The sequence below is a fragment of the Streptomyces sp. MST-110588 genome (assembly GCF_022695595.1).
In the GTDB taxonomy this organism is placed as follows: Bacteria; Actinomycetota; Actinomycetes; order Streptomycetales; family Streptomycetaceae; genus Streptomyces.
The window spans coordinates 321435-346090 of the sequence record NZ_CP074380.1 but is presented as its reverse complement, the minus strand read 5'-3'; the positions used below and the strand labels follow the sequence as shown (position 1 = coordinate 346090).

The following is a 24656-nucleotide window of genomic DNA, read 5'->3' as shown; positions in this document are numbered from 1 at the left end:
GTCGGCCGGATGGGGCCTGTTCATCTGTCATCGGAGGTGACACGCGCGTGCCCGATTCCTTCGTCCACCTGCACAACCACACCGAGTACTCGATGCTGGACGGCGCCCAGAAACTGAGGCCGATGTTCCATGAGGTGGCGCGGCAGCAGATGCCCGCGATCGCCATGAGCGACCACGGGAACATGTTCGGAGCCTACGAGTTCGCCCAGGTCGCCAAGGACTTCCAGGGCGTCAAGCCGGTCATCGGGATCGAGGCGTACGTGGCGCCCTCGTCCCGGTTCGCCCGGAAGCGGGAGTTCTGGGGGCCGGGCGGGCGCCGCGCCGTGGGCGATGACGGGGAGGGCTCCAAGGACGTCTCCGGCGGCGGCCGTTTCACGCACCAGACCATGTGGGCGCGGACCGCGCAGGGCCTGCGGAACCTGTTCTGGCTCAGCACGCAGGCCAGCTACCAGGGGCAGTTCCCGGCAGGCAAGCCACGGATGGACCGCGAGCTGATCGCCGAGCGGCCGGACGGCATCATCGCCACCACCGGCTGCCCCTCCGGGGAGATCCAGACCCGGCTGCGGCTGGACCAGTACGCCCAGGCCAAGGCCGCCGCCGCGGCCTACCAGGACATTTTCGGCCGGGAGAACTATTTCCTGGAGCTGATGGACCACGGTCTGGCCATCGAACGGGACGTCCGCGACGGGCTGCTGCGGCTGGCCCGCGAACTGGACATTCCGCTGCTGGCCACCAACGACGCGCACTACGTCCTGGAAGAACACGCCGACGCGCACGACAACCTGCTGTGCATCGGCGTCGGCAAGAACAAGGACGCCCCGGGCCGCTTCCGCTTCAACGGCTCCGGCTACCACCTCAAGACGCCCGCGCAGATGCGCCGCCTCTTCGCCGACATCCCGCAGGCGTGCGACAACACCCTGCTGATCGCCGAGCGGGTCGAGTCCTACGACGAAGTCTTCGACCATGCCGACGAGATGCCGCGGTACCCGGACGTGCCCGACGGCGAGACCCAGGAGTCCTGGCTGCGCAAGGAGGTCATCAAGGGCCTGGCGGCCCGCTACGGCGAGCCGGTCCCTCAGCACGTCCTGGACCGCTTCGAGACCGAGATGGCGGTCATCGGCCCGATGGGCTTCTCCTCCTATTTCCTGGTCGTCGCCGACATCTGCCGCTTCGCCCGCGCCCATGGGATCCCCCTCGGTCCCGGGCGCGGCTCGGCCACCGGGTCCATCGTCGCCTACGCCACCCGCATCACCGAACTGTGCCCGCTGGAACACGGCCTGCTCTTCGAACGGTTCCTCAACCCCGAACGCATCAACCCGCCGGACATCGACCTCGACTTCGACGACCGCCGGCGCGAACACATGGTCCACTACGTCATCGACAAGTACGGGGAGGAATACACGGCCCTGGTGAACACCTTCGGCAAGATCAAGGCCAAGAACGCGATCAAGGACTCCTCGCGCATCCTGGGCTACCCGTACGCGCACGGCGAGCGGATCACCAAGGCGCTGCCGCCCGACCAGAACGGCAGGCCCGCCCCGCTGGCCGCGATCTTCGACCCGTCCCACCCCCGGTACGCGGAGGCCGGCGAGATCCGGCAGATGTACCAGAGCGAACCGGACGTGCAGCGGGTGATCGACACCGCCCGCGGGTGGAGGGCCTCACCCGCGGTACCGGAGTGCACGCCGCCGCGGTGATCCTTTCCAAGACGAAGCTCACCGACCGCATCCCCCTGCACATGCGGGCCGCCGACGGGGCGAAGATCACCGGATTCGACTACCCGTCGTGCGAGGCGATGGGGCTGGTCAAGATGGACTTCCTCGGGCTGCGCAACCTGGGCGTCATCGACCACGCCTTGGAGAACATCCGCGTCAACCGCGGCATCCGCCTGGCCACCGTGGCACCCACCACGGACGCTACGCATGGCACGGGCGCCATGGATGACACGGCACCCCTCGTCATCCCGCTCGATGACGCCAGGACCTACCGGCTGCTGGCCGAGGGCAACACGCTCGGTGTCTTCCAGCTCGACAGTGCCGGCATGCGCGCCCTGCTCAAACTGATGGAACCCACCCGGTTCGAGGACATCGCCGCGGCCAACGCCCTTTACCGGCCCGGCCCGATGGCCGCCAACGCCCACACCAACTACGCCCTGCGCCAGAACGGCAAACAGGACCCCACCCCGATCCACCCGGAGCTCGAACAGGCCCTGGAACCGATCCTCGGCCCCACCCACCATCTGCTCGTCTACCAGGAGCAGATCATGGCCATCGCCCGCGAACTGGCCGGCTACACCCTGGGCGGCGCCGACATGCTGCGCCGCGCGATGGGCAAGAAGAAGCCGGAGGTGCTGGCCGCCGAGTGGGAGAAGTTCCACGCCGGTATGCGGGCCAACGGCTACTCCGACGAAGCGGTCAAAGCCCTGTGGGACGTGATGCTGCCGTTCTCCGGGTACGCGTTCAACAAGTCGCACACCGCCGGTTACGGCCTCGTCTCGTACTGGACCGCCTACCTCAAGGCGAACCACCCGGCCGAATTCATGGCCGCCCTGCTCACCTCGGTCGGCGACGACAAGGACAAGGCCGCCCTCTACCTGGCCGACGCCCGCCGCAACAAAGTCCGCGTGCTGCCACCCGACATCAACGAGTCGGCCGCCGAGTTCACCGCCGTCGGCGACGACGTACGGTTCGGACTGCGCTCCGTACGCAACGTCGGCGACAGTGTCATCGAGGCCGTCATCGACGCCCGCCGCCGCAAGGGGCCGTTCACCTCCTTCGCCGACTTCCTGCACAAGGCCGGGCTGCCCGCCCTGAACAAACGGGCCGTCGACTCCCTGGTCAAGGCGGGCGCCTTCGACTCCCTGGGCCACACCCGCAAGGGCCTGGCCGCCGCCCACGAGGCCGCCATCGACATGATCACCCCGGTGAAGAAGGCCGCCGGTTTCGGCCAGCACGACCTCTTCACCGGCCTCGCCACCGCGGACGGCGCCCCACCTGCCTTCGGCCTGGACACCCCCTGGACGACACCGAATGGCCCCGCCGGCAACTGCTGTCCACCGAGCGCGAGATGCTGGGCCTCTACGTCTCCGCCCACCCGCTGGACGGCGCGGAGCGCATCCTCGCCGCCGCCCGGGACTGCTCCATCACCGATCTCCTCACCTCCGGCCGCACCAGCGGTGACGTACGGCTGAGCGGGCTGATCGCCGACCTCCAGCACAAGGTGACCAAGAAGGGCAGCCCCTGGGGCGTCATCACCCTCGCCGACCGCGACGCGAGCCTGGAAGTCCTCTTCTTCCCCGCCGTCCACGCGCTGGTCCGGCACGCGTTGGTCCAGGACGCCGCCGTCACCGTCAAGGGCCGTATCGAGGACCGTGACGGCACCGTGCACCTCCACGGCCGTGAACTGCGGTCCCTGGACGTGTCCGCGGCCGAACACGGTGGCAGACCTCCCCTGCGTCTCGCCCTCCCCGCCCATCGCATCACCCGACGGTCCATCGCCGAACTCCAGCGGATCCTCAGCGCCCACCCGGTGACACCCCGGTCCACCTCAGCGTGCGCGCCGCCCGGAGGACCACCGTCTACGCGCTGCGATCCACTGTGAACGCCTCCACCATCGCCTCCGACATCAAAAGCACATACGGTACGGATGCCTGGGCGGGCCTCATATGACATCGCCGAGCGGCCATGTACGCCCTGTCGACGTACGGGCCGCCGCACTGCCGCCGTGCGCACGCTGCGGGTGCCCGGACGCCCTGACCGTTCGCTACCCGCATTCCTGGCGCAACCGGAACGGAGCGGACGTCACCGGCTTCAAAGAGACCGTCCTCTGTCCCGTCTGCGAAGCGAACGATCCGGCCACGACGAAACTGCTCACGCTCCTTCGGCGGATCGGTCACCGCGATGCCGAACACCGTACGGCCCTGGACGCGCTCGCCCACGAATGGCTGGACGGTATCGGGCACCGCGGGCCCGACCCGGCCGCCCTGGACGCCGAAGAAGCCCGGTGGAGAGCCGGAGACCTCTGAAGCGCCCCTGGTGCCTGTCCGCGCCCCCTACGCGGGCGGGAGACCGGTGATCGTTCGCCTTTCGTACCTCAGTACGGTGTGGGCGCCGATGTGTCGGCATCCGGTCACAGGAACGAGGGGAAGGCACCACGTGAGCGTTGCACTGTTCACTCTGGGAGGCACCATCGCGATGGCCGGGCGCGCCCCGGACCGGCGGGCCGGTGACGGGGTGGCCCGGCTGACCGGTGCCGAACTCACCGCGGCCGTCCCCGGGCTCGCCGATGCCGGGGCGCCGCTGGATGTACGGGACACCCACGCCGTACCCAGTGCCCACCTGACCTACCGTCAGGTTCTCGATCTCGTCGCGGACGCCTCGCGGGCGGTGGCCGCCGGAGCGCGCGGCGTGGTCGTCACCCAGGGGACCGACACGCTGGAGGAGACGGCGTTCCTCGTCGACCTCGTATGGCCGCACGCGGAGCCGTTCGTGCTCACCGGGGCGATGCGCAACCCGACGCTGGCCGGTCCGGACGGCCCGGCGAACCTGCTCGCCGCCGTCCGCGTCGCCGCCTCCCCCGCCGCCCGGGACCTCGGTGCGCTGATCGTCTTCAACGACGAGATCCACGCCGCACGCTGGGCACGCAAGACCCACAGCACCAGTACGGCGACGATCGCCTCCCCGAACGCCGGGCCGCTCGGCCATGTCGTCGAAGGCCGGGTCCGCCTCCTGACGAGCCCGCCGCGCCGGGAGCCGCTGCCCGTCCCGGCCGAGCCGTCCGCGGCCCGCGTCGCGCTGTACACCGTGACGTTCGACGACGACGGGCTGCTGCTCGACGGGGTCGCGGAACACCATGACGGCCTGATCCTCGCCGGGTTCGGCGTCGGTCACGTGCCCGCGACGCTCGTACCGGCACTCGGTGACCTGGCCGCACGCATGCCCGTCGTGCTGACGTCGCGGTCGGGCAGCGGCTCGGTGCTGCGGAACACGTACGGCGCGGCGGGCTCCGAGACCGACCTGCAACGGCGCGGGCTGATCAACGGCGGGCTGCTCGACCCGTACAAGGCCAAGGTGCTGCTGCGGACGCTGCTGGCGAACGGGGCCGGGCGCGAGGACATCGCCGCGGCCTTCGCCCGGCTCGGCTGATCCGGCCGGCCTTCCTTCTCCGGCCGGCCTGCCTTCTCCGACAGGCCCGCCTTCTCGCGCCTTTCCGTTTCCCGTGAAACATCAGTTCGGCCCGTGCGGCTCCCGCACCGGCGAGATGCCGGAATGGGCCGGGTATTGGAGACCGGCGCGAAGAGTTTTGCCGGTCGGCCGATACACCCGTCGTGGAACGCTCGTTGGCCCTGTATGGCGAGTGAGTCGAGTGCGGCAGGGACGGCAGGGTACGCGGCGCGGCGCGGCGAGGAGCGCGCTGGGCGCAGCGGCCCGGCCGCCGGTGAGCACCAGCACCTTCCCCCGAAGAGGGCAACGATGAACAGCACGTCCGGCGACCACGGGCACCGTCTGCCGCTGACCGCCGCGCAGACGGGCATGTGGTTCACCCAGGCGCTGGACGCCGACAACCCGCTCTACCGCGCCGCCGAGTGCGTGGACATCCAGGGCCCGGTCGACCTGGACCTGCTGTGCGCCGCGCTGCGCCGCGCGGTGGAGGACACCGAGACGGTACGGGTCCGTTTCGAGGCCGACGAGGAGGGCGGTGTGTGGCAGCGGGCCGACCGGTCCCTGGACTGGCCGCTCCAGGTGGTGGACCTGCGGGACGCCGCGGACCCCTGGGAGGCGGCGCAGGAATGGATGCGGACGGACCTGGGCCGGCCGCTGCACATCGGGCGGTCGCCGCTGTTCGTCTTCGCGGTGCTGCGGCTCGCCGCCGACCGGCTCGTCCTCTACCTCAGCCTCCACCACATCATCCTGGACGGTTACGGCTGCTCGCTGTTCATCCAGCGGATCGCCGAGATCTACACCGCCCTGGAAGCCGGCCAGGACGTCCCGCCCAGCCCGTTCGGGTCGCTGGCGGAGCTGCTGGCCGACGAGGCCGGCTACCAGGCGTCCGAACGGTTCGCCGGTGACCGCGCGTACTGGGCGGCGGAACTGGCCGGCCACCCCGCCGCGGCCGGTCTGGCGGGCCGGATGACGGCGATGTCCCACACCTTCCTGCGCGAGACCGGGTACGTGTCCGCCGAGACCGCCGACGGGCTGCGCGCCCTGGCCCGGCGGGCCAGGTCGAGCCTGCCGTCGGCGGCCATGGCGGCCCTGGCCCTCTATGTGCACCGTATGAGCGGCAACGCCGATGTGACGCTGGATCTGACGGTGACCGGCCGCGCCGGAGCCGTCGCCCGCACCGTTCCCTCCATGCTGGCCAACGTCCTGCCGCTGCGGGTGCGCACGGGGCCGCAGACGAGCGTGGAGGACCTGGTGCGCCACACCGCCGGCCAGGCCCGGGGCCTGCTCCGGCACCAGCGCTACCCCTCGCCGTACCTCGTCCAGGAGCTGGGGATCGTGCAGCCCGGCGGGCATCTGGAGGACTGGGGCATCAACATCATGGGTTACGACCCGCAGGTGTCCTTCGGCAGGTGCCCGGCCACGCTGCACAACCTGTCCAACGGACCGGTCACCGGCCTCGGGGTCAACGTCTACGACCGGATCGGTGACGGATCGCTGCGCATCGACTTCAACGCCGACCCGGCCCGCTACGACGCCGCCACGACCGCCGCCCACCACCGGCGCTTCCTGGCCCTGCTGGAGACCCTCTCCGGCATCGACCCGCAGTGCCCCATCGGCCGGATCGGCCTGCTGCCGGACGCGGAGCGCCGCTCGGTGGTGGCGGACCGCAACGCCACGGACCGGGCCGTACCCGCTACGCCGCTGCACGAGATCTTCCAGGAGCAGGCCCGCCGTACGCCCACGGCGACTGCCCTGGTCTGCGGGTCCGTGCAACTGTCGTACGCCGAGCTGAACGCCCGCGCCAACCGGCTGGCGCGGCTGCTGATCGCGCGCGGCGCCGGGCCGGAGACCGTGGTGGCGCTCGCGCTGCCCCGCTCGGCCGACCACCTGGTCGCGCTGCTGGCGGTCCTGAAGTCCGGTGCGGCGTCCGTGCCCGTGGACCTCAGCCATCCGGAGCGGCGCGTCCGGTTCCTGCTCGGCGACACCCGCCCGGTCTGCGTGGTCACCACCCGCGCCACCGCGCCGGCCCTGCCGCCCGGGAGCCCCGTCCTGGCCCTGGACGACGCGGCGACCGTCCGCGATCTCGGGGGCCGGCCGGACACCGACCCCACCGACGCGGACCGCACGGCTGCGCTGCGGCCGGCCCATCCGGCGTACGTCAGTTACACCTCGGGTTCCACGGGCCGGCCCAAGGGAGTCGTGGTGGAGCACCGTCACCTCACCAACCTCTTCTTCGACCACCGGGACGAGCTGATCGGCCGCCAGAGCCCGGGGGCGGCCGAGGGTGCCGGGGCGGCCGACGATGCCGACGGTGCCGGGGCGGGCCGGCTGCGCGCCGGGCTGACCGCCGCGTTCTCCTTCGACACCGCCTGGGAGGGGCCGCTCTTCCTGGCGGCCGGCCATGAACTCCACCTGATCGAGGACTCCGTACGGCTCGACCCGCCCGCCCTCGTCGACCACATCGTGCGCCGGCGCGTGGACTTCCTGGACGTGACCCCCTCCTACCTCCACCAGCTCATCGGCGCCGGGCTGTTCGACCGGCCCGAGCACCGGCCGCGGCTCCTCATGGTGGGCGGCGAGGCCGTCGACGCCGCACTGTGGCGGACGCTGCGCGAGCTGCCCGGCGTCAGCGCGTACAACTACTATGGCCCCACCGAATGCACGGTCGACGCCGTGTACTGCCGTCTCGCCGACCACGACGAGGACCGTCCGGTCATCGGCCGCCCCGGCCGCAACGTCCGGGCGTACGTGCTGGACGCCGCACTGCAGCCGGTGCCGGACACCGTGCCCGGCGAGCTGTACCTGGCGGGCGGCCAGATCGCCCGCGGCTACCTCAACCGGCCCGGCACGACCGCCGAGCGGTTCCTGGCCGACCCCTTCGGCCCGCCGGGCAGCCGGATGTACCGCACCGGCGACCGGGCACGCCGGACCGGACAGGGCGTCCTGGAGTACCTCGGCCGCACCGACGAGCAGATCAAGCTGCGGGGCTTCCGGATCGAACCGGGCGAGATCGAGACGGCGCTCGCCCGGCACTCCGGGGTCGCCCGCGCGGCCGTGGACGTACGGGAGGACGCGCCCGGGGACCGGCGCCTGGTGGCGTACGTCGTCCCCGCCCAGCGCGGCGCACCGGCCGCCGGTGGACCTCTGGAGCCCGCCGGACTACGGGCCTGGGCCGCCGCCCAACTGCCCGACTACATGGTGCCCGCCGCGTTCGTCGTGCTCGACGCGCTGCCGCTGACCCACAACGGCAAGCTGGACCGCGCCGCCCTGCCGGTCCCCGAGGCGCGTCCGGCCCCGGCGGCCGGCCGGCCCGCAACCGGCGCGAGGACGTCCTGTGCGGGCTGTTCGCGGAGGTCCTCGGAGAGCGGCGGGTGAGCATCGACGACGACTTCTTCGCCCTGGGCGGGCACTCCCTGCTGGCCGCCAGGCTCCTGAGCCGGATCCGCGCCGACCTTGGCGCCGAGCTGTCCATCCGTACCCTCTTCGAAGCCCCCACGGTCGCCGGTCTGGCGCCCGTGCTGGACACCGGCGGCCGGCCGCGGGACACCTTCGAGATGCTGCTCGCGCTGCGTACGACGGGCAGTCGGCCGCCGCTGTTCTGCCTGCACCCGGCCGGCGGTCTGAGCTGGTGTTACGCGGGGCTGCTCCGGCACCTGGGCCCGGACCGGCCGGTGTACGGGCTCCAGGCGCGCGGCCTGGCGCGCCCGGGCGACCTGCCGACCACGTTCGAGGAGATGATCAGCGACTACGTCGAGCAGATCCGCGGGGTCCAGCCGTCCGGGCCGTACCACCTGCTGGGGTGGTCACTGGGCGGGGCGCTGTCCCATGCGGTGGCCGTACGGCTGCGGCAGCAGGGCGAACAGGTGGCGCTGCTGGCCATGCTGGACTCCCGGCCCATCGACCCCCACGGGCCGGCGGGAGCGGTGCCGCGGGAGCACGATGTGCTCGCGCTGCTGCTGGAGGCGGCCGGGCACGGCCCCGAACGGCTCGATCCGGACCGTACGCTGACCGTCGCCGAGGTCACGGCGATCCTCGCGGGGTCCGGGTCCGGGGCCGGTACGGGGTCCGGGTCCGGGGGCGGCGGCGAGCGGGACCATCACGGGCTCGAAGAGCACCGGATCGCGGCGATCACCGAGGTCTTCGCCCACTCCGTCAAACTCCTGCCCACCTTCGTCGAGGGCGTCTTCGACGGTGATCTGCTCTTCTTCCACGCCACGCAGGGCAAGCCGGCGCACGCGCCGGACGCCCGCGCGTGGCGCCCGCTGGTCACCGGCCGCATCACCGCGCACGACGTGGCCTGCACCCACCAGGCCATGACACAGGCCGGACCGCTGGCCCACATCGGCCGGACGCTGGCCGCACACCTCGACGCGTCGGACGCCGCACAGCACACGCCCGCGTCGCACGTACCGGGGTAACGGGGTTACAGGACACCGGGCGCGACAAACGTCCCCGGCGCACCGCGTCCCGCCGCACGGCCCGTGCGGCGGGACGCGGTCACGCGTTCTCAGGCCGTCGCACGTTCCCGTACGGCCTTGAGCGGTGTGCCGAGCATGGTGGCGCAGCGGTGCAGTTCCCCGGCGAGCGCCCGGCAGCGCAGCAGCAGCTCCGGGGACGGCGTACGGATGGCGTCCGGGCCGGTGGTGAAGTCCTCCGGGCAGCCGGCGACCTGGGTCGGCACCACCCAGCCGCCGAGCGCCTTGGCGACCGTACGCAACTGCTCGCAGACCACGTTGCCGGTGCGCGGCCCGCTGCCGTGGGCGAGCAGCCCGACGGCCTTGTCCTCGAAGGCGTCCCCGGAGAGCTGGTCCAGGGCGGTCTTCAGCAGGCCGGAGTAGCCGGCGTGGTGGACGGGGCTGGCCAGCACCACCGCGTCCGCGTCCGCCACGGCCAGGCGCAACTGCGCCGCCTGGCCGTCCACGGTGTGCCGTAGGGCACCGGTGTCACGGGTGCCGTCGGGGTGCCCGGCGGGGAAGGCCACATCAGCGGAACCGCCGGCGTCCGCGGGCCGGGCCGTTCCGCGCGGCGCGCCCAGCTCCATGGTGCGTACGGTGGCGCCCAGCGCGGTCAGCGCGCTGCCCGCGACCGCGGCGAGTGCGGCCGTGGAGGACTTCAGGTGGGGGCTGCCGGTTATCACGAGCGCGCGCACAGGCGGCGTTCCTCTCTGCTGGTCTGCCGATGGTGACGGGACGGCCGGTGGCGGAGCGGCCGGTGACGCGTCGGCCGCGGGCGGGCCGGGGCGGCGGGCCGGGGCCTGCGCGCCGCCCTCAGCGGGCGGCGACCAGCGTCCACGGGCTGGGCGTGGCCAGGGCCTGGCGCGGCTTGCTGCGCGCCCAGTGCCGTACGGAGGTGGCCATCACCTCGGCGGGGTCCCGCACCGGGTGGGTCGGCTCGAACGGCTCCGTCATGCTGGTGTAACTCTGGAACATCGCCAGCAGGTTGACGGCGTGCTGCTGCACCGGCGAGAGCCACTGCCGGGCCAGCGGCAGGAAGAACCGGTTCCAGCTATCGGTGGAGACCATCGGGGGTACGGCGATCGGCTCGGCCCCGTTGGCCGCCCGGAACTCGTTGATCGTCTCGCAGGTGATGTCGACCAGGGTGCTCAGCCGCATGCTGGCCCGGCCCGCGGTGACGATCTCGGTACGGGGCGTCGGGGGCGGTGTGCCGAGCGCGGCGGCGGCGATGACCTCGGCCACCTCGTCGACCGGACTGATCTCCGCGTAGCCGTCCGGGTCGCCGACGACCACCGCGGCCAGCCCGGAGACCAGCGCCGGGAAGAGGGTGTAGGGGCCGGAGAAGCGGGTGATCGCGCCGTCCGCCCGCCGGCCCATGATCAGCGGCGGCCGGACCACGGTCAGCGGGCCCTGGTGCTCGGCGGTGACGATGCTCTCGCACTGCGCCTTGGACCACTCGTAACCGTTGCGGTAGCCCTCGAACTCGGCACCCCGCAGGTCCTCGGGGTTGCGCGTGCCGCCCACATAGGCGGTGGAGACATGGACGAAGTGGGTGTCCGGGCCGGCCAGCGCCAGCACCGCGCGCAGTGTGCGGATGTTGGCGTCGGTGGCCTCGTCCCGTGCCATGGTCCAGCGGGTGGAGGCGGCGGTGTGGATGATGGCGTCCCAGTGGCCGGTCAGTTCGGCGGGCGCCGGTTCGTGGCCGATGTTCCAGCTCACGAGGGTGTCGTCGGTGGCCCGGCGCGCGGTGCGCGCGAGCAGCGGGGGGTTGGGTGCGGTGAGCAGCCGGTCGACCACTTCGCTGCCGACGACGCCGGTCGCTCCGGTGATGAGGATGCGCATGGTAACCATTTCCGGTGAGGGGGAGTTCAGTTGGCGTCGGTCGCGGGAGTGAGGACCAGGCAGGCGTTCTGTCCGCCGAAGCCGAAGGAGTTGGAGAGCACCGGCGCCTTGGCCACCGTGCGCGGGACCTCGGCCACCACGTCGATCCGGTCGGCCTCGGCATTGGTGACCAGGTTGGCCACCGGAGGCACCGTCAGCCGCTCGGCGCACAGCAGTGCGATGGCGGCCTCCAGCGCGCCCGAGCCGCCGATGAGGTGGCCGGTGACGCCCTTGACGGAGGTCACCGGGGCGCCTGGCCCTCGAAGAAGCGGTGGATGGCCGCCGCCTCGGCGCTGTCGTTGAGCTGGGTGGAGGTGCCATGGGCGTTGATGTGCCCGATGTCGGCGGTGGTCAGCCCGGCGTCCGCGACGGCCAGGGCCATGCAGGCCGCGGCCGAGGCGCCGTCCGCCTGGGGGCGACGATGTGGAACGCGTCCGAGTTCGTGGCGTACCCGGCGATCTCTCCGTAGATCCGCGCCCCGCGGGCCAGCGCCGCCTCCAGGCTCTCCAGGACCAGGACGGTGGCGCCCTCGCCCATGACGAAGCCGTTGCGGTCGGCGTCGAAGGGCCGGCTGGCGCGCTCCGGATCGTCGTTGCGGTCCGACAGGGCCCGCATCCGGGCGAAGCCGCTGAGCATGACGGTGGTGATGGCGGAGTCGAAGCCGCCGGTGACCACGGCGTCCAGCTCGCCGTACTGGATGCGGCGGGCCGCCTCGCCGATCGCGGTGGTGCCGCTGGCGCAGGCGGTGACGTAGGTGTTGCACGACCCGCGGAAGCCGTAGCGCATCGCGATGCGCGCGGCGGCCGAGTTGGCCATCGTACGGGGCACGGTGTGCACCGGCATGGTCATGGGCGCCTGGCCGTAATTGAGCGCAGTGGCCTCCATGCTGGGCAGCCCGCCGATGCCGGTCCCCAGGTGGACGCCGACCCGCTCGGGCGCCAGGCCCGGCGGCAGCGCCGCGTCCTGGACCGCGTCCACCGCCGCGCACAGCGCCAGTTCGGTGGGCCGGTCGATCTGCCGCAGCTCACGCCGGGTGATGTACGGCTCCACGTCGAACTCCGGTACCCGGCAGGCGAAGCGCACCGGTGCGTCCTGCTCGACCAGCTCCTCCACCACGGCGGCGGTGGACTTGCCGGCCATGATGGTGGTGTACGCCTCCTCCAGGCCGGTGCCCGCCGGTGACTTCACACCGATGCCGGTGACCACCACCCGGGGCCGCCCGGCCCGCCCGGGATATCGCAGGGAATCTCCTACGGACACGCTCATGATTCGGCCTTCCGTGCGGCCAGCAGGGCGATGGCATGGCCGACGGTCTCGGCCTTGAAGAGGTCCTCGGTCTCGATGCGTATGCCCAGTGCGCGCTCCAACTGGGCGCCCACCGCCATCAGTTCCAGGCTGTCGATGCCGTACTCGGCCTGGAGGTCGGTGCTGTCCTTGATGGCGTCGGTCTCGGTGCCCAGGACGTCGGCGATGGTGGCGCGCACGATGTCGGCCAGTTCCCGGTCCGGTACGGCGGTGCCGGTCACCGCTGTCCTGTCCTGGGGGTCTGCCGTCTGGGTGATGTCGCTCATGTCAAGCTCCTTGGATGTCCGGTCGCCGCGTCAGGCGGCGGCGACGGCACGGGTCGCGGCGGTCAGGGCCCGGTCGAGGATCTCCAGCGCCTGTTCCAGTTCGGCGTGGGTGGTGGTCAGCGGGGCAGCAGCCGTACGGTGGTGGGGCGGCTGAGGCACGGCGAGACGAGCAGGCCGGCGTTGGCGAGCTCGACCACGACCTCACCGGCGGCGTGCGCGGCGCTGAAGTCGATGCCCCACAGCAGGCCACGCCCGGTGAATCCGCGCATCACCTCCGGGTGCCGCTCGCGTAGCGAGCGCAGTCCGGCAGCCAGGGTCTCGCCCAGCGAGCGCCCGTGGTCGGCCAGTTCCTCGATGGCCTTCAGTGCGGCGGGCAGCGCCGCGCAGCTCAGCGGGTGGCCGCCGAAGGTCGCCGAGTGCAGGAACGGGTCGGCGCTCAGCGGCTCGTACATCTCCTGGGAGCACACCACCGCGGACAGCGGCACCACACCGCCGCCCAGCGGCTTGCCGACCAGTACGGCGTCCACCGGCAGCCCCTCGGCCAGCGCCACCGAGCGCTCGCCGCAGCGCCGCAGACCGCACTGGATCTCGTCCGCGATGACGAAGGCGCCGTGCTCCTTGGCATCGCGCGACCAGGTCCGCAGGACGTCCAGCGGCAGCGGCAGGGCCCCGTTCTCGCCCTGCACCGGTTCGAAGACCAGTGCCGCGATGTTGCCGCGCGCGATCTCCTTGGCCACCGCCTGCGGGTCCTCGGGGTCGATGTGTACGACGTCGACGGTGGCGCCGCGCAGCCCGGTGCGGAACATCGGGTTGTGGGTCAGCGCGAGCGCGCCCAGCGACTTGCCGTGGTAGCCGCCGTGCACCGCCAGCACCCGGTCGCGCCCGGAGGCGAGCCGGGCCAGCTTGACCGCGACCTCCACCGCGTCGGCGCCGTTCAGCCCGAAGTAGACCTTCGGCAGGGTGCCGCCGAGGTAGGCGGCGAGCTGGGCGGCGGCCTCGGCCATCACCGGGTTGGCCAGGCTCCGGGTCGAGGTGGGCATCACATCGAGCTGCCGGTGGACGGCGGCCACCACGTCCGGGTTGCGGTGGCCGAGCAGGGCGACCGCGTAGGAGCCGAAGTCCAGGGCCGAGCGGCCGTCGGAGAGGGTGACGCGGGAGCCCTCGGAGGACGCCTCGACCGCGCCCCGGCCGGCGAACTTGCCGGTCAGCGCGAGCTTGGGGAGAGGTGGGCACGGAGCTTGTCGAAGACCTCGGCGGGCGGTACGGGGCCGGTCTGACCTGCCGGGTCGGTGTGCTGACGTACGGGCTGCGGTGCGGCAACCACAGGTGACCTCCTGGTCGGTGGGCGGCGGCCCGGGCCGTGCCGGGCCGCCGTGCGCGATGCGCGAAAGGCCGGGAAGGGGGGTAAAGGGGAGGAAAGTGAATAGAGCGGGTAAAGGGGGGCGTTGGGGAGGGAGGGTGCGGTCAGCGCTCGGCGGCGGTCAGCCGCTGTTCGAGGGCGGCCAGCATCTGCTGTGCGTTCTCCCGCAGCGCGGTGGCGGCGACGGGGTTGAGCATCTCCGCGAGCAGCGGTATGCCGATCTCGAACTCGACGTGCAGCGAGACCAGGCTGCCGCCGCCGTCGGCCGGCCGGACGGCCCAGTGGCCGACGAAGTGCGCCAGGTCGCCGCTGAGCTGGTGGAAGTCGAAGCGCCGCGCCTCGTGGTCGATCCGCTCGGCCTCGACCCATTCCAGGACGGAGCCCTTGAGGTGGACCGACCACGCCGTGGACCTGGTGTCCGGGCCGGTCTGCTCGACGATCTTCACGGACTGGACGCTGTCCATGCACTGGGAGTAGCTCTCCACGTCCACGACCGCATCCCAGCTCTGGGCGGGCGGCGCGGCGATGTGCAGTTCAACTTCGACTCGGGGCATGAGGATCTTCTTTCCGGTAGAGGAGGGGAGTGAGGTGTAAGGGAGCGGGGCAGGTCAGGACTTGGGCGCCAGTGCCTCCGCCCGCGCCGCCGCCAGCGCCTGGGGCAGCAGACGCCGCAGGACGGCCCGCGGCAGCGGACGGACGTGGGTCATCGCGTAGGACTGCTCGACCAGTTCGCAGCCCAGTTCCCGCTTGGGCTCGTACGCGGTCTGCGCGAACCTGATGTGCTCGCACTTCTCGGCGATGGCCAGCTCGATGGCCGCGTAATGGACGTTGTGGTAGAGCCGGGCCTCGTGCGCCAGCCGGTAGTCCAGGCCGATCCGCGCCCCGATCGCGCCGCTGCCGCGGAAGAAGCAGTGCAGATACGCGACCAGGCGCTCGCCCTCGAAGCAGGCGACCAGGCGCTGGTCCAGCCCGTCGCTCTCCCGCAGCGCCCGCAGGAACGTGGCGTCCAGGACGTCCAGCGTCTGGTCGGCGCGCTCCATCACCTGCTCGTACAGACCGAGCATCTGCGGTTCCAGGTGGGCGAAGTCCGTCAGCACCTCCATACGGAGGTCCGTACGGGCCCGGAACTTGCGGAGCTTGCTGCGGGCGTTGCGGCGCGGCTTGGCGGACAGCGAGGTCAGGTACTCCTCGAACGAGGCATGCCCCAGGCGCAGTTCGGTGTCCGGCAGGCTCGGCATGAAGAAGAAGCCGTGCCGCTCCAGGGCCGGGCGCAGCGTGGCCATCGCCTCGTCGGCGAAGTCCTTGAAGACGACCGTGCCCAGCCGGTGGCGCCGGGCGTGGCCCAGGACGGCCCGCACCAGCAGTTCGGCCACCGGCGCCGTCAGCGGCCCCCGGCTCAGGACGTGGCCCTGGCCGATGAAGTTGCCGCAGAACAGCATGGGCACCCGCAGCAGGCCGGGGGCCACCTTGCGCACCGGGGACAGCATCCGGCGCTCACGGGGCCGACCACCTTGTCCAGTTGCAGCCCCCGCAGGGCGCTCATCGGCAGCACCGCCACGATGTCGGACCCTTCGCGGACCACCACGTAACCGTAGGAGTCGGGGCCGATGGCGCCCTTCTCCATGGCGGCGAAGATCTGCCGGCCCCACATGGGGTCGTTCGCGGGAGCCAGCTCCTCCCATACGTCCGCGGGGATGTCCTGGACGCTGGGCAGCACCTGGACCGTACGGCGGGTGCCGGTGGCCGGGGCCGTGGAAGGCGCGGGTGTGGGTGTGGGTGCGGGTGCTGAGGGTGCCAGGGTACCGCGGTCCGGTGCCGTGGGGCGACCGCTGTCCGAAGTCATGGATTCACCTGTCCGAGGGGATGAGGAGGTGGACGTGCGGCGCGCGGGCCACACGTGCGGCGCGCGGGCCGCGGTGCCGGGCGGGCCGTCAGCCGACGCGCAGCGGGTGGCCGTCCAGAGCCGCACACAGCGGCTCGGCCATCCGGCCGCGGGAGGGCGGGTGGAAGTTCAGCCCGGTGGCGGCCGAGGCGAGGTAGGTCCCCTCGTCGGAGCTGATGAACGACATCCCGCCGAGAGCGGCCAGCGCGGCCTGGGTGGTCCGGGCGATCGCGTCCTGCGCGGCGTAACGGGCCGTCAGGGCGCTGACCAGCAGCCGTTCGGACCACTCCTCGTCCGCCATCGCACCGGCCACCGCCTCCACGGCCAGCATCGAGGCGTTCAGGTCGGTGACCATCGCGGCGCGGTCGGCCGCCGAGCCGCCGCCGTGCCGCAGCACCCGCTCCACCAGGGCACCGGCGGTTCCCAGGTAGCCCGCGGTCATCAAGAGCTCGAACCACAGGAAGCCGGCGACGTTCAGGGAGTCCAGGACGGAGTCCGCGGTGACGTCGGTGAGCACCACCATCTGCGAGTCCAGCGCGACATCGGTCAGGACGACCTCCTCGCTCTCGGCGCCCGCCAGCACGGTGCTGCGCCAGAAGGGCCGTACGGACACGCCCTCGGCCTTGGCCGGGACGATCGCCACCGCCAGCCGCTCCACCCCGTCCTCGTCCTTCATCGTCACCGACGCGGTGAGCAGGTCCATCGAACGGGCCAGGCTGCACGGCTTCTTGCTGCCGTTGAGCACGACCTTGTCGCCACGGCGCTCCGCGGTGATCGCCGGGCGCAGGATGGACTGCCCGGTACGGCCCTCGGCGAAGCCCGAGGCGAGCAGCATCCGCTCGTTCGCGATGGCCTCCAGCAGCATCCACTCGAAGCCGGCGCCGTGCTTGGCGGTCTCCACCAGGCTCGCGACGGAGAAGTGGTGCATGGTGGTGGCCACCGCCAGCGACGGGCAGCGGGCGCCGAGGGCCCGCTGGACCCGTACGGCCTGCAACGGTGTCGCGCCGATGCCGGTGTTCTGCGCGGGCACCAGCAGGGCCGGCCCGTTGGCCTCGCGGAAGAGGGGGATCGCCGGGCTGGAGGGGCCCTCCAGCTCCATCAGCGGGTGCTGTGCCAGCGCGGCGTCCAGGCCCGGCAGCAGCGTGTCCAGTACGGACCGTTCCACATCGAGGAAGCTCATTTACCGGCCTTTCCGGAGGTCGTGACGGGGAGGTTCTCGTAGGCCCGCAGGCTGAAGGACTCGCGGCGCTGCGGGGTGCCGGCGAGCGCCAGGTCCGGGAAGCGCTCGAACAGCCGGCGGACGGCCACCGAGCCCTCCAGGCGGGCCAGCGCGGCGCCCAGGCAGTAGTGGGGCCCGGCGCTGAAGCTCAGGACCTTGGTGCCGGTGCGCCGTACGTCGAAGCGGTGCGGGTCGGGGTGCTGGCGCGGGTCGCGGTTGGCGGCGGCCATCACGGTGGTGACGTTGGCGCCCTCCGGGACGGTCACCCCGCCGATCTCGGTCTTCCGCCCGGCGATGCGCTCGGTCATCTGCACGGGCGTGTCCCAGCGCAGCGACTCCTCGACGGCCTGCGGTACCAGGTCCGGGTCCTGCTTGATCAGGGCGAGCTGGTCGGGGTGGGTCAGCAGGGCGTGGGTGGTCAGGCCCAGCAGGCTGGTGGTGGTCTCGAAGCCGGCGACGAACACCAGGGCCAGGGTGTCGATCACCTCGTCCTCCGTGAGCCGCTCGTCACCCTCCTTGGCCTTGATCAAGGTGGTGACCAGGTCGTCGGCCGGGACCCGCTGCCGCCGGGCGGCCAGCTCGCGGAAGTACTCCCGCAGTTGGGTGACGGCCCGGTCGGCGAGCGCCCAGTCCTCCTCGGACCGTACGGGCTCCAGCAGGCGGCTGGCGTCCCGGCCGAGCTGCCAGAACTGCGGCCGGTCGGCCTCCGGCACCCCGATCAGCTCGCCGACCACCGCCACCGGCAGCGGGTAGCCGACGAGGTTTTGGAAGTTGGCGCTGCCGCCGTCGCAGGTGGCGTCGGCCAGGTCGTTGAGCAGACTGTCGGTGATCTTCTCGATGGCCGACTCCAGGGCGGCCACCCGGCGGGCCGTGAAGCCGCCGCTGACCAGCCTGCGCAGCCGGGTGTGGTCCGGCTGGTTGGCGCGCAGCATCGAGGAGTAGAAGAAGTCGGCCGCCGGGTGCTCGCGCCAGTCCGGCAGGTGGTCCTCGCACCAGGTCAGGTCGGGGGTCTTGAACGTCGGGTCGGTCAGGACGGCCTGGCAGTCGGCGTAGGTGGTCAGAAAGAAGGTGTCGAGTTCCTTCTCGTAGTAGACGGGGGCGATCTCGCGCAGGGTCTCCAGCGCGGGGAAGGGATTCTCCCGTCCCTCGGGCGTGAAGACGGAGAAGAGAACGGCTTGGGGGTCCACCAGGGAAACCTCGGGAATCTCGGGGGAAGGGCGGTCGGTGCGGCCCGCGCCCGCCGGCCGGGCGGGCGGTGCCTCCGTCGCGGCACCGGTCGGGTGCGGTCGGGGCATCGGGGGCAGGCAGGAACGAGCCTGGCACGGGCAAATCAGCGACCGGTCAATGAACTGTCAACGAGGTATCAGCGGGTAGCCGGGCGCCGGACGCGCGACGGCGCCCACCGCCTTGCGCGATGGGCGCCGTACCTGCGTCGATCCTCGATCAACAGCTTGTTGATGCCGTCGTCAACTTTTCCGTTGATGCGGTCAAGTATTCGATATGTGAACTCGTCTGCTCCGTACGTCCTTTACGCGCCTTTTACGTCCTTCAGATTCTGTACGTGCGACGCGATGTCCTGGGCGTCGGGCATGCCGAGCCCCGTGAACAACTCGTGTGCCCGCCGGTAGGCGGGGGCGGCCTGCTCGGGCCGGCCCAGGGCCGCCCAGGCGTGGCCGAGCTGGGCGAGCGCCCGGCCCAGGAAGTAGCCGTCGCCGTGCCGTGCGGCGATGTCCCGGGCCTCCTGCGCGTACCCGAGTGCTTCCTCGGGCCGCCCCGCCATGTTGTGGGCCTCGGCGAGCGCACCCAGCAGCAGCGACTCGCGGAACAGCGACCCGGCCCCGCGCCACAGGTCGAGACTGCGGTGCAGACAGTCCAGGGCCTCTTCCGTCCGCCCCGTCCACAGGCAGATCTGGCCGAGGTTGCGCAGCGCGTTGGCCTCGCCCGAGCTGTCACCGGTCTCCCGGGTGATCGCCAGGGCGTTTTGTCCGGACTCCAGCGCGGCCTGCGGCTGACCCGTCGCCAACTGCGCGATACCGAGGAACCCCAGGGTGAAGGCCCGGCAGCTCGGACTGCCGGCGGACTCGGTCAGCGCCAGCGCCTCGGAGAAATGGGCCAGCGCGGCGGGGAAGTCGCGCAGCCCCAAGGCGCAGCCGCCCAGGGCGTTGAGCACGTGCGCGAGCAGCGCGGGCCGGCCGGTACGGCGGCAGATGTCGGCCGCCCGGCGCAGATCGGGCAGGGCCGCGGCCAGGTCGAAGCGGATGGCGAACGCGCCGCCCAGCATGTACCGGGCGATGGCCTCGGCCCCGGCGTCGCCGGCCCGCTCGGCCGCCGCGCACACCGCCCGCGCCGCCCGCTCCAGCCCGTACGGCTGGGTGCTGTTGCGCCCCAGCGGATCGGTGGCCAGCAGCAGGTCGGCACACAGGCCGGCCGGGATCCGCCAGATGCCCGACGCCTGCTCCACCAGGGCCAGCAGGGTGGGCTGCTCGTCCAGCAGCCAGGCGGTGGCCTGCTTCTGGGTGGCGAAGCGGCCGACCGGGCGCAGGGACGCGGGGGACCTGGTACCGCTCCTGGAGCCGCTGTCGGTGGGGAAGGCGTCGCCCGCCGTCGCGGTGCGGTACGCGTCCCGGGCGACCGCGAGCGAGGCTTCCAGGAGCCGGGCGAGCGCGGCGTCCCGCTCCTCGGCCGGCAGTTCCTCGGCCGCCGACTGACGGGCGAACAGCCGCAGCAGGTCGTGGTACCGGTAGCGGCCCGCCGCCACGGACTCCAGCAGGCTCAGGTCGACCAGGGTCTCGCACAGGGCTTCCGCGTCCTGCTCCGAGCGGCCCAGCAGCGCCGCCGCGGCGGACAGCGTCACCTCCGGCACGTCGGGCAGGGCCAGCAGCCGAAAGGCCCGCCCCTGTTCGGCGTCGAGCTGGCTGATCCCCAGCCGGAACGTCGTCTCCACCGCGTCGCTGCCGCCGGACAGTTCGGCCAGCCGGCGGCGTTCGTCGGCCAGCGCCGTCGCGGTCCGCCCGATCCGCTGCCGTGGCTGCGCGGCCAGCCGGGCCCCGACGATACGGATCGCCAGCGGCAGATGGCCGCAGTCGGCGAGCAGCGCGAGCGCGGCCTCCCGTTCGGCCCGTACGCGTTCCACGCCCACGATCCGGGTGAACAGCGCCATCGCCTCATCGGGCGACAGGGCCCGCAGGTCGACCAGCGTGGCCCCGCTGAGCCCGACCAGCCGGGCCCGGCTGGTCAGCAGCACCGCACAGCCCGGGCCACCGGGCAGCAGATCGCGAACCTGGGCGAGGTCGCGGGCGTTGTCCAGGACGACCAGGACCTTGCGGTCGGCCAGCAGCGAGCGGTACAGGGCCGCGCTCTCGGCGGTCAGCGCCGGGACGTGCCCGGGGTCCACGCCCAGGGCGCGCAGGAAGTCGCCCAGGACCCGGGCGGGTTCGGCGGGGCTGGTCTCGCTGCCCCGCAGGTCCACGAAGAGCTGCCCGTCGGGGAAGCGGTCACGTACCCGATGGGCGACATGCACGGCCAGGGCGGTCTTGCCGACGCCGCCCATACCGCTGATCGCGCTGATGGCCACCACCTGCCCGTTGGCCGACGCCTCGCACAGCCGGGCCACGACCTCCTCGCGCCCGGTGAAGTCCGCGGTGTCCGCGGGCAGCCGCAGCGCGGTGGTGGGTGAGGTGGCGGTCCGTACCAGGGAGGCGGCGGGAGACGCGGCGGTCCGTGCCGAAGGGATGGCGGGGACGGGGCTGCTCTCCGCGGTCACACATCGGTCGGGGGCCGGTTCCTGGCCGGCCAGGATGCGCCGCTGGAGGCCGGCGAGGGCGGGGCTCGGCTCGGCCCCATCTCGGCGACCAGTGCCTTGCGGGTGCGGGCGTAGACCTCCAGCGCCTCGGCCTGGCGGCCCGCCCGGTACAGGGCGGTCATCAGCAGTTCCTGGAGCCGTTCCCGTACGGGATGTTCGACGGCGACCGCACCGAGGCCGACGATGGCGGAGGTGTGCCCGCCGAGTTCCAGCTCCACCTCCCAGCGTGCCTCCAGGGCCGTCAGCCGCCGCTCGGAGAGGTGGCGCCGCTGGGTGGCGGCGTACGGCCCGGGGATACCGGCCAGCGGTTCACCCCGCCACAGCTCCAGCGCCGAGACCAGAGACCGCCGCGCCTCCTCCAGCCGTCCGGCCCGGCGGGCCTCGTCGGCCCCGCGCACCTGCCGGTCGAAGTCCGTCAGGTCCACGGCGTCCGGGTCCAGCCGCAGCGCGTAGCCGAAGTCGCCGGAGACCAGGACCCGCGCCGCGCCGCGCGGCAGCCGCTCGGGCTCCAGCGACTGCCGCAGCCGCGATATGTACGTGCGCAGCGCGCCGAGCGCCAGGGCCGGGGCGTCGGCGCCCCACACGGCGTCCACGAGCGCATGCGTGGACGCGCGCCGGCCGGGGCGCAGCAGCAGCGCGCACAGCACCGCGCGCTGCTGCGGCGGTCCGGCCGGCGTCTCCTTTCCGTCGACCAGCACGCGCAGCGGGCCAAGGACACAGAAGCGCAGGGGGGAAGGGAGAGGGGTGGACGGGGAGGGGGAGGGGGACGGGGCGCGCATGGTCAACTCCAAGACGGGGAGAGCGGTTTGCCATGGAATGCCCCATTAGCCTAGCTCTCTTCCGCGCTCCTACCGGAGGCTCCATCCGGCCGTGTCGCCCCTTGGCTCCGGCCTCCCTCGCCTTCCCTGCCTCCCTCACCCTGCTCGGTGACGGCCCGTCACGCCGAGCAGCCCGACACGGCCACTACGCGGCGGAGGGCCGGTCCGGCCGCCGCGCTCTCTCGCAGGGCGGTTCGTGAGGGGATGACCGCCTGCAGAAACCGGCCGCAGGGCGGCACATAACTCCTTACGAGCCGACGCCGGACCTCCGCGCGGGTCACCGACTTCTCCTCCGCCCGTGCGCAGCCGCGGGCGAAGGATCTGAGCAGGTCGTGGAAGCGGTACCGGCCGGGCGCGGGGGATTCGAGCAGGCTCGCGTCGACCAGCGACTCGCATAAAGCCTCGACGTCCTCCTGCGGCCGGTCGAGCGCCACGGCGGCCACCGCCGAGGTGATGTCCGGCGCGTCGGCGAGCGACAGCAGCCGGAAGGTGCGCTTTTGCTGGTCGTCCAGGCGGCCGTACTCCCGCTGGAAGGCGGTCTCCACCGCCAGATCGGCGACCCGCAGTTCGGCCTGCCGCCGCTCCTGGTCCGACAGCCGCTCGGCCAGGTAGGACAGCGTCCAGGACGGGCGGGTGACCAGCCGGGCGGCGGCGATGCGCAGGGCCAGCGGCAGCCAGCCGCAGGTGCTGGCCAGCCGGGCGGTCGCCTCCGGCTCCGCGTCGGCCCGCTCCTCGCCGACCACCCGCCGCAGCAGCGCGCCCGCCTCCTCGGGACACATGACGTCCAGGTGGAGCAGCCGGGCGGCGGGCAGGCCGGCCAGTTTCGTGGCGCTGGTGACCAGGACGGCGCAGGAGGCCGTCCCGGGCAGGAACGGCCGGATCTGTCCGGCGTCCCGGGCGTTGTCCAGCAGGATCAGCAGCCGCCGGTCGGCGATACGGGTACGGAAGAGCCCGGCCCGTTCCGCCAGTCCCTCGGGCACGTCGGTGTCGGGCACGCCCAGGGCGCGCAGAAACGATCCGAGCGCGGTCGCCGGATCGACCGGCTGCCCGTCCGGGCCCCGCAGGTCCGCGTAGAGCTGGCCCTGCGGAAAATGCGTACGGACCTGGTGGGCGGCGTGGACGGCCAGCGCGCTCTTGCCCACCCCGCCGATGCCGGAGACCGCCACCACCGTCGCGGCCGACCCCTCGGGCGCGTCCAGCAGCGCACACAGCTCCGCCACCTCGCGCCCGCGGCCCGTGAAGTCCGCGATGTCCCCGGGCAACTGGGCGGGCGCGGGCGACGAGGGCCCGCGGGCGGTCCCGGGCGCCCGCTCCGGCTCCGGCGCGGCCGGGCGGGCCTGCTCCGCCGTGATGCGCCGCAGCAGCGCGGTCAGCTCGGGCCCCGGCTCCAGCCCGCACTCGTCGGCGAGCGTGCGCCGGGTGTGCTCATGGGCGGCCAGCGCCTCCGCCGTACGCCCGCTGCGGTGCAGCGCGAGCATGAGCAGGCCGCAGAGCTGCTCGCGCAGCGGGTGCCGGGCGGCCAGCGCCGTCAGTTCGCCGATCACCGCGGCATGCTCACCCAGCCGCAGATCCAGGTCGAAGCGGGCTTCCAGCGCCATCAGCCGACGCTCGGTCAGCAGGTCGCGCTGTGCCTGGATCCCGGGTCCGGAGAGCCCCGGTAGCGGCTCGTCCCCCCATAAGGCCAGGCCGGCGCGGAGCATGTCCCGTGCTTCGGCGAGCCGTCCGGCGGCGCGCGCCCGCTCGGCCCCGGCGACATAGCTGTCGAAATCGCCGAGATCAACGGCCTCCCGGGGGAGCCGTATCGCATATCCGTCCCATACGGACACCAGGATGCTCGGGGCGGCGCCACCGCCCGGCTCCGGTTCCAGGACCTTGCGCAGCCGGGAGACGTACGTACGCAACGTACCCACCGCGCGGGCGGGCGGGTCCTGCCCCCACATGGCGTCCACGAGCGCGTCGGTCGTGACGGGTTCTCCCTGGCGCAGCAACAGCAACGCCAGCAAAGTTCTTTGCTGACGCGAACCCAACTGCACCTCATTGTCGCCCTGCCACGCACGCAGCCGGCCGAGCACGGTGAAACGCAGCAACTCGCCGCCGGTCATTCCTCGTCCCTGTTGCCGATGGGAGGGCGGTGCCAGGACTGCCACCGCGCCCCCGGGCCCATTACCTGCATGTGCAGTGCATCCCCCCGATGCGCCACGGACAATCCACCGGATCTTTCGGGACCTCGATGTCCCGGCGGCGCACGGTCCGCACTCCCCGGCGGCTCTTCGATGAGCATGACGGGCTCCCGCCGACGGTGGTTCCTTTATACGTCATCCCATATGCGCTCTTCGCAGTACGAGAACGAGTTGGCCGACATCGGGCGGTGCCCGAAGGGGGCCTGCGGGCGGCCCGCGGGCCTGCCCGCCGGAACCTGTGCGCCTTGTGAAACATTCCTGCGATATCCGGGTGCCCAGCGGTTTTCGGCCGTGTTCCGATACGGGAACTGGAGGTTACCTCCAGTA

At 72.5% G+C, this 24656-nt stretch carries 20 protein-coding genes and 1 pseudogene; 5 read left to right on the top strand and 16 right to left on the bottom strand.

The features are described from left to right. Positions 1 to 47: 47 nt before the first annotated feature. The 5 genes and pseudogenes from dnaE (at position 48) to KGS77_RS01510 (ending at position 9580) form a co-directional block, all read left to right on the top strand. Positions 48 to 3668: pseudogene (dnaE, locus tag KGS77_RS01530) on the top strand (DNA polymerase III subunit alpha). Next, a complete protein-coding gene (locus KGS77_RS01525; protein ID WP_242578313.1) occupies positions 3665 to 4024 on the top strand; it encodes a DUF6300 family protein in 360 nt (119 codons plus the stop codon). The pseudogene dnaE and the gene KGS77_RS01525 overlap by 4 nt, the downstream one beginning before the upstream one ends. A gap of 130 nt (positions 4025 to 4154) precedes the next feature. Continuing rightward, entirely contained in the window at positions 4155 to 5144 is a 990-nt protein-coding gene (locus KGS77_RS01520) for an asparaginase (RefSeq protein ID WP_242578312.1), read from the top strand. 327 nt (positions 5145 to 5471) lie between these two features. Then, positions 5472 to 8537 (top strand): amino acid adenylation domain-containing protein, encoded by a 3066-nt coding sequence (locus KGS77_RS01515; protein ID WP_242578311.1) that lies wholly within the window; start codon positions 5472 to 5474, stop codon positions 8535 to 8537. Then, positions 8534 to 9580 (top strand): thioesterase domain-containing protein, encoded by a 1047-nt coding sequence (locus tag KGS77_RS01510; protein WP_242578310.1) that lies wholly within the window; start codon positions 8534 to 8536, stop codon positions 9578 to 9580. The genes KGS77_RS01515 and KGS77_RS01510 overlap by 4 nt, the downstream gene beginning before the upstream one ends. Positions 9581 to 9669: 89 nt before the next feature. On the opposite strand, the gene KGS77_RS01505 is transcribed toward KGS77_RS01510, so the two are convergent. From KGS77_RS01505 to KGS77_RS01440, 16 genes are all read right to left on the bottom strand, one after another. Further along, positions 9670 to 10311 (bottom strand): NAD(P)H-dependent oxidoreductase, encoded by a 642-nt coding sequence (locus tag KGS77_RS01505; RefSeq protein ID WP_242578309.1) that lies wholly within the window; start codon positions 10309 to 10311, stop codon positions 9670 to 9672. A 118-nt stretch (positions 10312 to 10429) separates the two neighbouring features. Next, the gene (locus KGS77_RS01500; protein WP_242578308.1) at positions 10430 to 11458 is read right to left on the bottom strand and encodes an SDR family oxidoreductase; all 1029 of its coding nucleotides are present in this window, start codon (positions 11456 to 11458) and stop codon (positions 10430 to 10432) included. Between the two features lie 26 nt (positions 11459 to 11484). Then, on the bottom strand, positions 11485 to 11742 hold the full coding sequence (locus KGS77_RS01495; RefSeq protein WP_277994174.1) for a hypothetical protein: 258 nt from the start codon (positions 11740 to 11742) through the stop codon (positions 11485 to 11487). Further along, the gene (locus tag KGS77_RS34530) at positions 11739 to 11879 is read right to left on the bottom strand and encodes a hypothetical protein (RefSeq protein WP_277994173.1); all 141 of its coding nucleotides are present in this window, start codon (positions 11877 to 11879) and stop codon (positions 11739 to 11741) included. The genes KGS77_RS01495 and KGS77_RS34530 overlap by 4 nt, the downstream gene beginning before the upstream one ends. After that, positions 11849 to 12763, bottom strand: coding sequence for a beta-ketoacyl-[acyl-carrier-protein] synthase family protein (locus KGS77_RS01490; RefSeq protein WP_242578307.1), 915 nt, complete (start codon positions 12761 to 12763; stop codon positions 11849 to 11851). Before KGS77_RS01490 ends, KGS77_RS34530 begins: the two co-directional genes overlap by 31 nt. Continuing rightward, positions 12760 to 13068 carry an acyl carrier protein gene (locus KGS77_RS01485; RefSeq protein WP_242578306.1) on the bottom strand — a complete coding sequence of 103 codons (309 nt, stop codon included), beginning with the start codon at positions 13066 to 13068 and terminating at the stop codon, positions 12760 to 12762. The genes KGS77_RS01490 and KGS77_RS01485 overlap by 4 nt, the downstream gene beginning before the upstream one ends. Before the next feature lie 30 nt (positions 13069 to 13098). Continuing rightward, positions 13099 to 13227, bottom strand: a complete 129-nt coding sequence (locus tag KGS77_RS34525; RefSeq protein ID WP_277994172.1) for a hypothetical protein — start codon at positions 13225 to 13227, stop codon at positions 13099 to 13101. Next, entirely contained in the window at positions 13185 to 14192 is a 1008-nt protein-coding gene (locus tag KGS77_RS01480) for an aminotransferase class III-fold pyridoxal phosphate-dependent enzyme (RefSeq protein ID WP_242587241.1), read from the bottom strand. The genes KGS77_RS34525 and KGS77_RS01480 overlap by 43 nt, the downstream gene beginning before the upstream one ends. Before the next feature lie 340 nt (positions 14193 to 14532). Further along, positions 14533 to 14982, bottom strand: coding sequence for an SRPBCC family protein (locus KGS77_RS01475; RefSeq protein WP_242578305.1), 450 nt, complete (start codon positions 14980 to 14982; stop codon positions 14533 to 14535). 54 nt (positions 14983 to 15036) lie between these two features. Then, positions 15037 to 15903 (bottom strand): GNAT family N-acetyltransferase, encoded by an 867-nt coding sequence (locus KGS77_RS01470; protein WP_242578304.1) that lies wholly within the window; start codon positions 15901 to 15903, stop codon positions 15037 to 15039. Next, positions 15825 to 16271, bottom strand: coding sequence for a hypothetical protein (locus KGS77_RS01465; RefSeq protein ID WP_242578303.1), 447 nt, complete (start codon positions 16269 to 16271; stop codon positions 15825 to 15827). The genes KGS77_RS01470 and KGS77_RS01465 overlap by 79 nt, the downstream gene beginning before the upstream one ends. Positions 16272 to 16359: 88 nt before the next feature. Beyond that, positions 16360 to 17490: an acyl-CoA dehydrogenase family protein gene (locus KGS77_RS01460; RefSeq protein ID WP_242578302.1), complete on the bottom strand. Its 1131-nt coding sequence runs from the start codon at positions 17488 to 17490 to the stop codon at positions 16360 to 16362. Then, positions 17487 to 18824 (bottom strand): cytochrome P450, encoded by a 1338-nt coding sequence (locus tag KGS77_RS01455; protein WP_242578301.1) that lies wholly within the window; start codon positions 18822 to 18824, stop codon positions 17487 to 17489. Before KGS77_RS01455 ends, KGS77_RS01460 begins: the two co-directional genes overlap by 4 nt. A 233-nt stretch (positions 18825 to 19057) precedes the next feature. After that, positions 19058 to 21292 carry a tetratricopeptide repeat protein gene (locus KGS77_RS01450; RefSeq protein WP_242578300.1) on the bottom strand — a complete coding sequence of 745 codons (2235 nt, stop codon included), beginning with the start codon at positions 21290 to 21292 and terminating at the stop codon, positions 19058 to 19060. Further along, complete coding sequence (locus KGS77_RS01445; protein ID WP_242578299.1) at positions 21289 to 22110, bottom strand: BTAD domain-containing putative transcriptional regulator; 822 nt, start codon at positions 22108 to 22110, stop codon at positions 21289 to 21291. The genes KGS77_RS01450 and KGS77_RS01445 overlap by 4 nt, the downstream gene beginning before the upstream one ends. A 158-nt stretch (positions 22111 to 22268) precedes the next feature. Further along, positions 22269 to 24251: a BTAD domain-containing putative transcriptional regulator gene (locus tag KGS77_RS01440; protein WP_242578298.1), complete on the bottom strand. Its 1983-nt coding sequence runs from the start codon at positions 24249 to 24251 to the stop codon at positions 22269 to 22271. Positions 24252 to 24656: the final 405 nt, after the last annotated feature.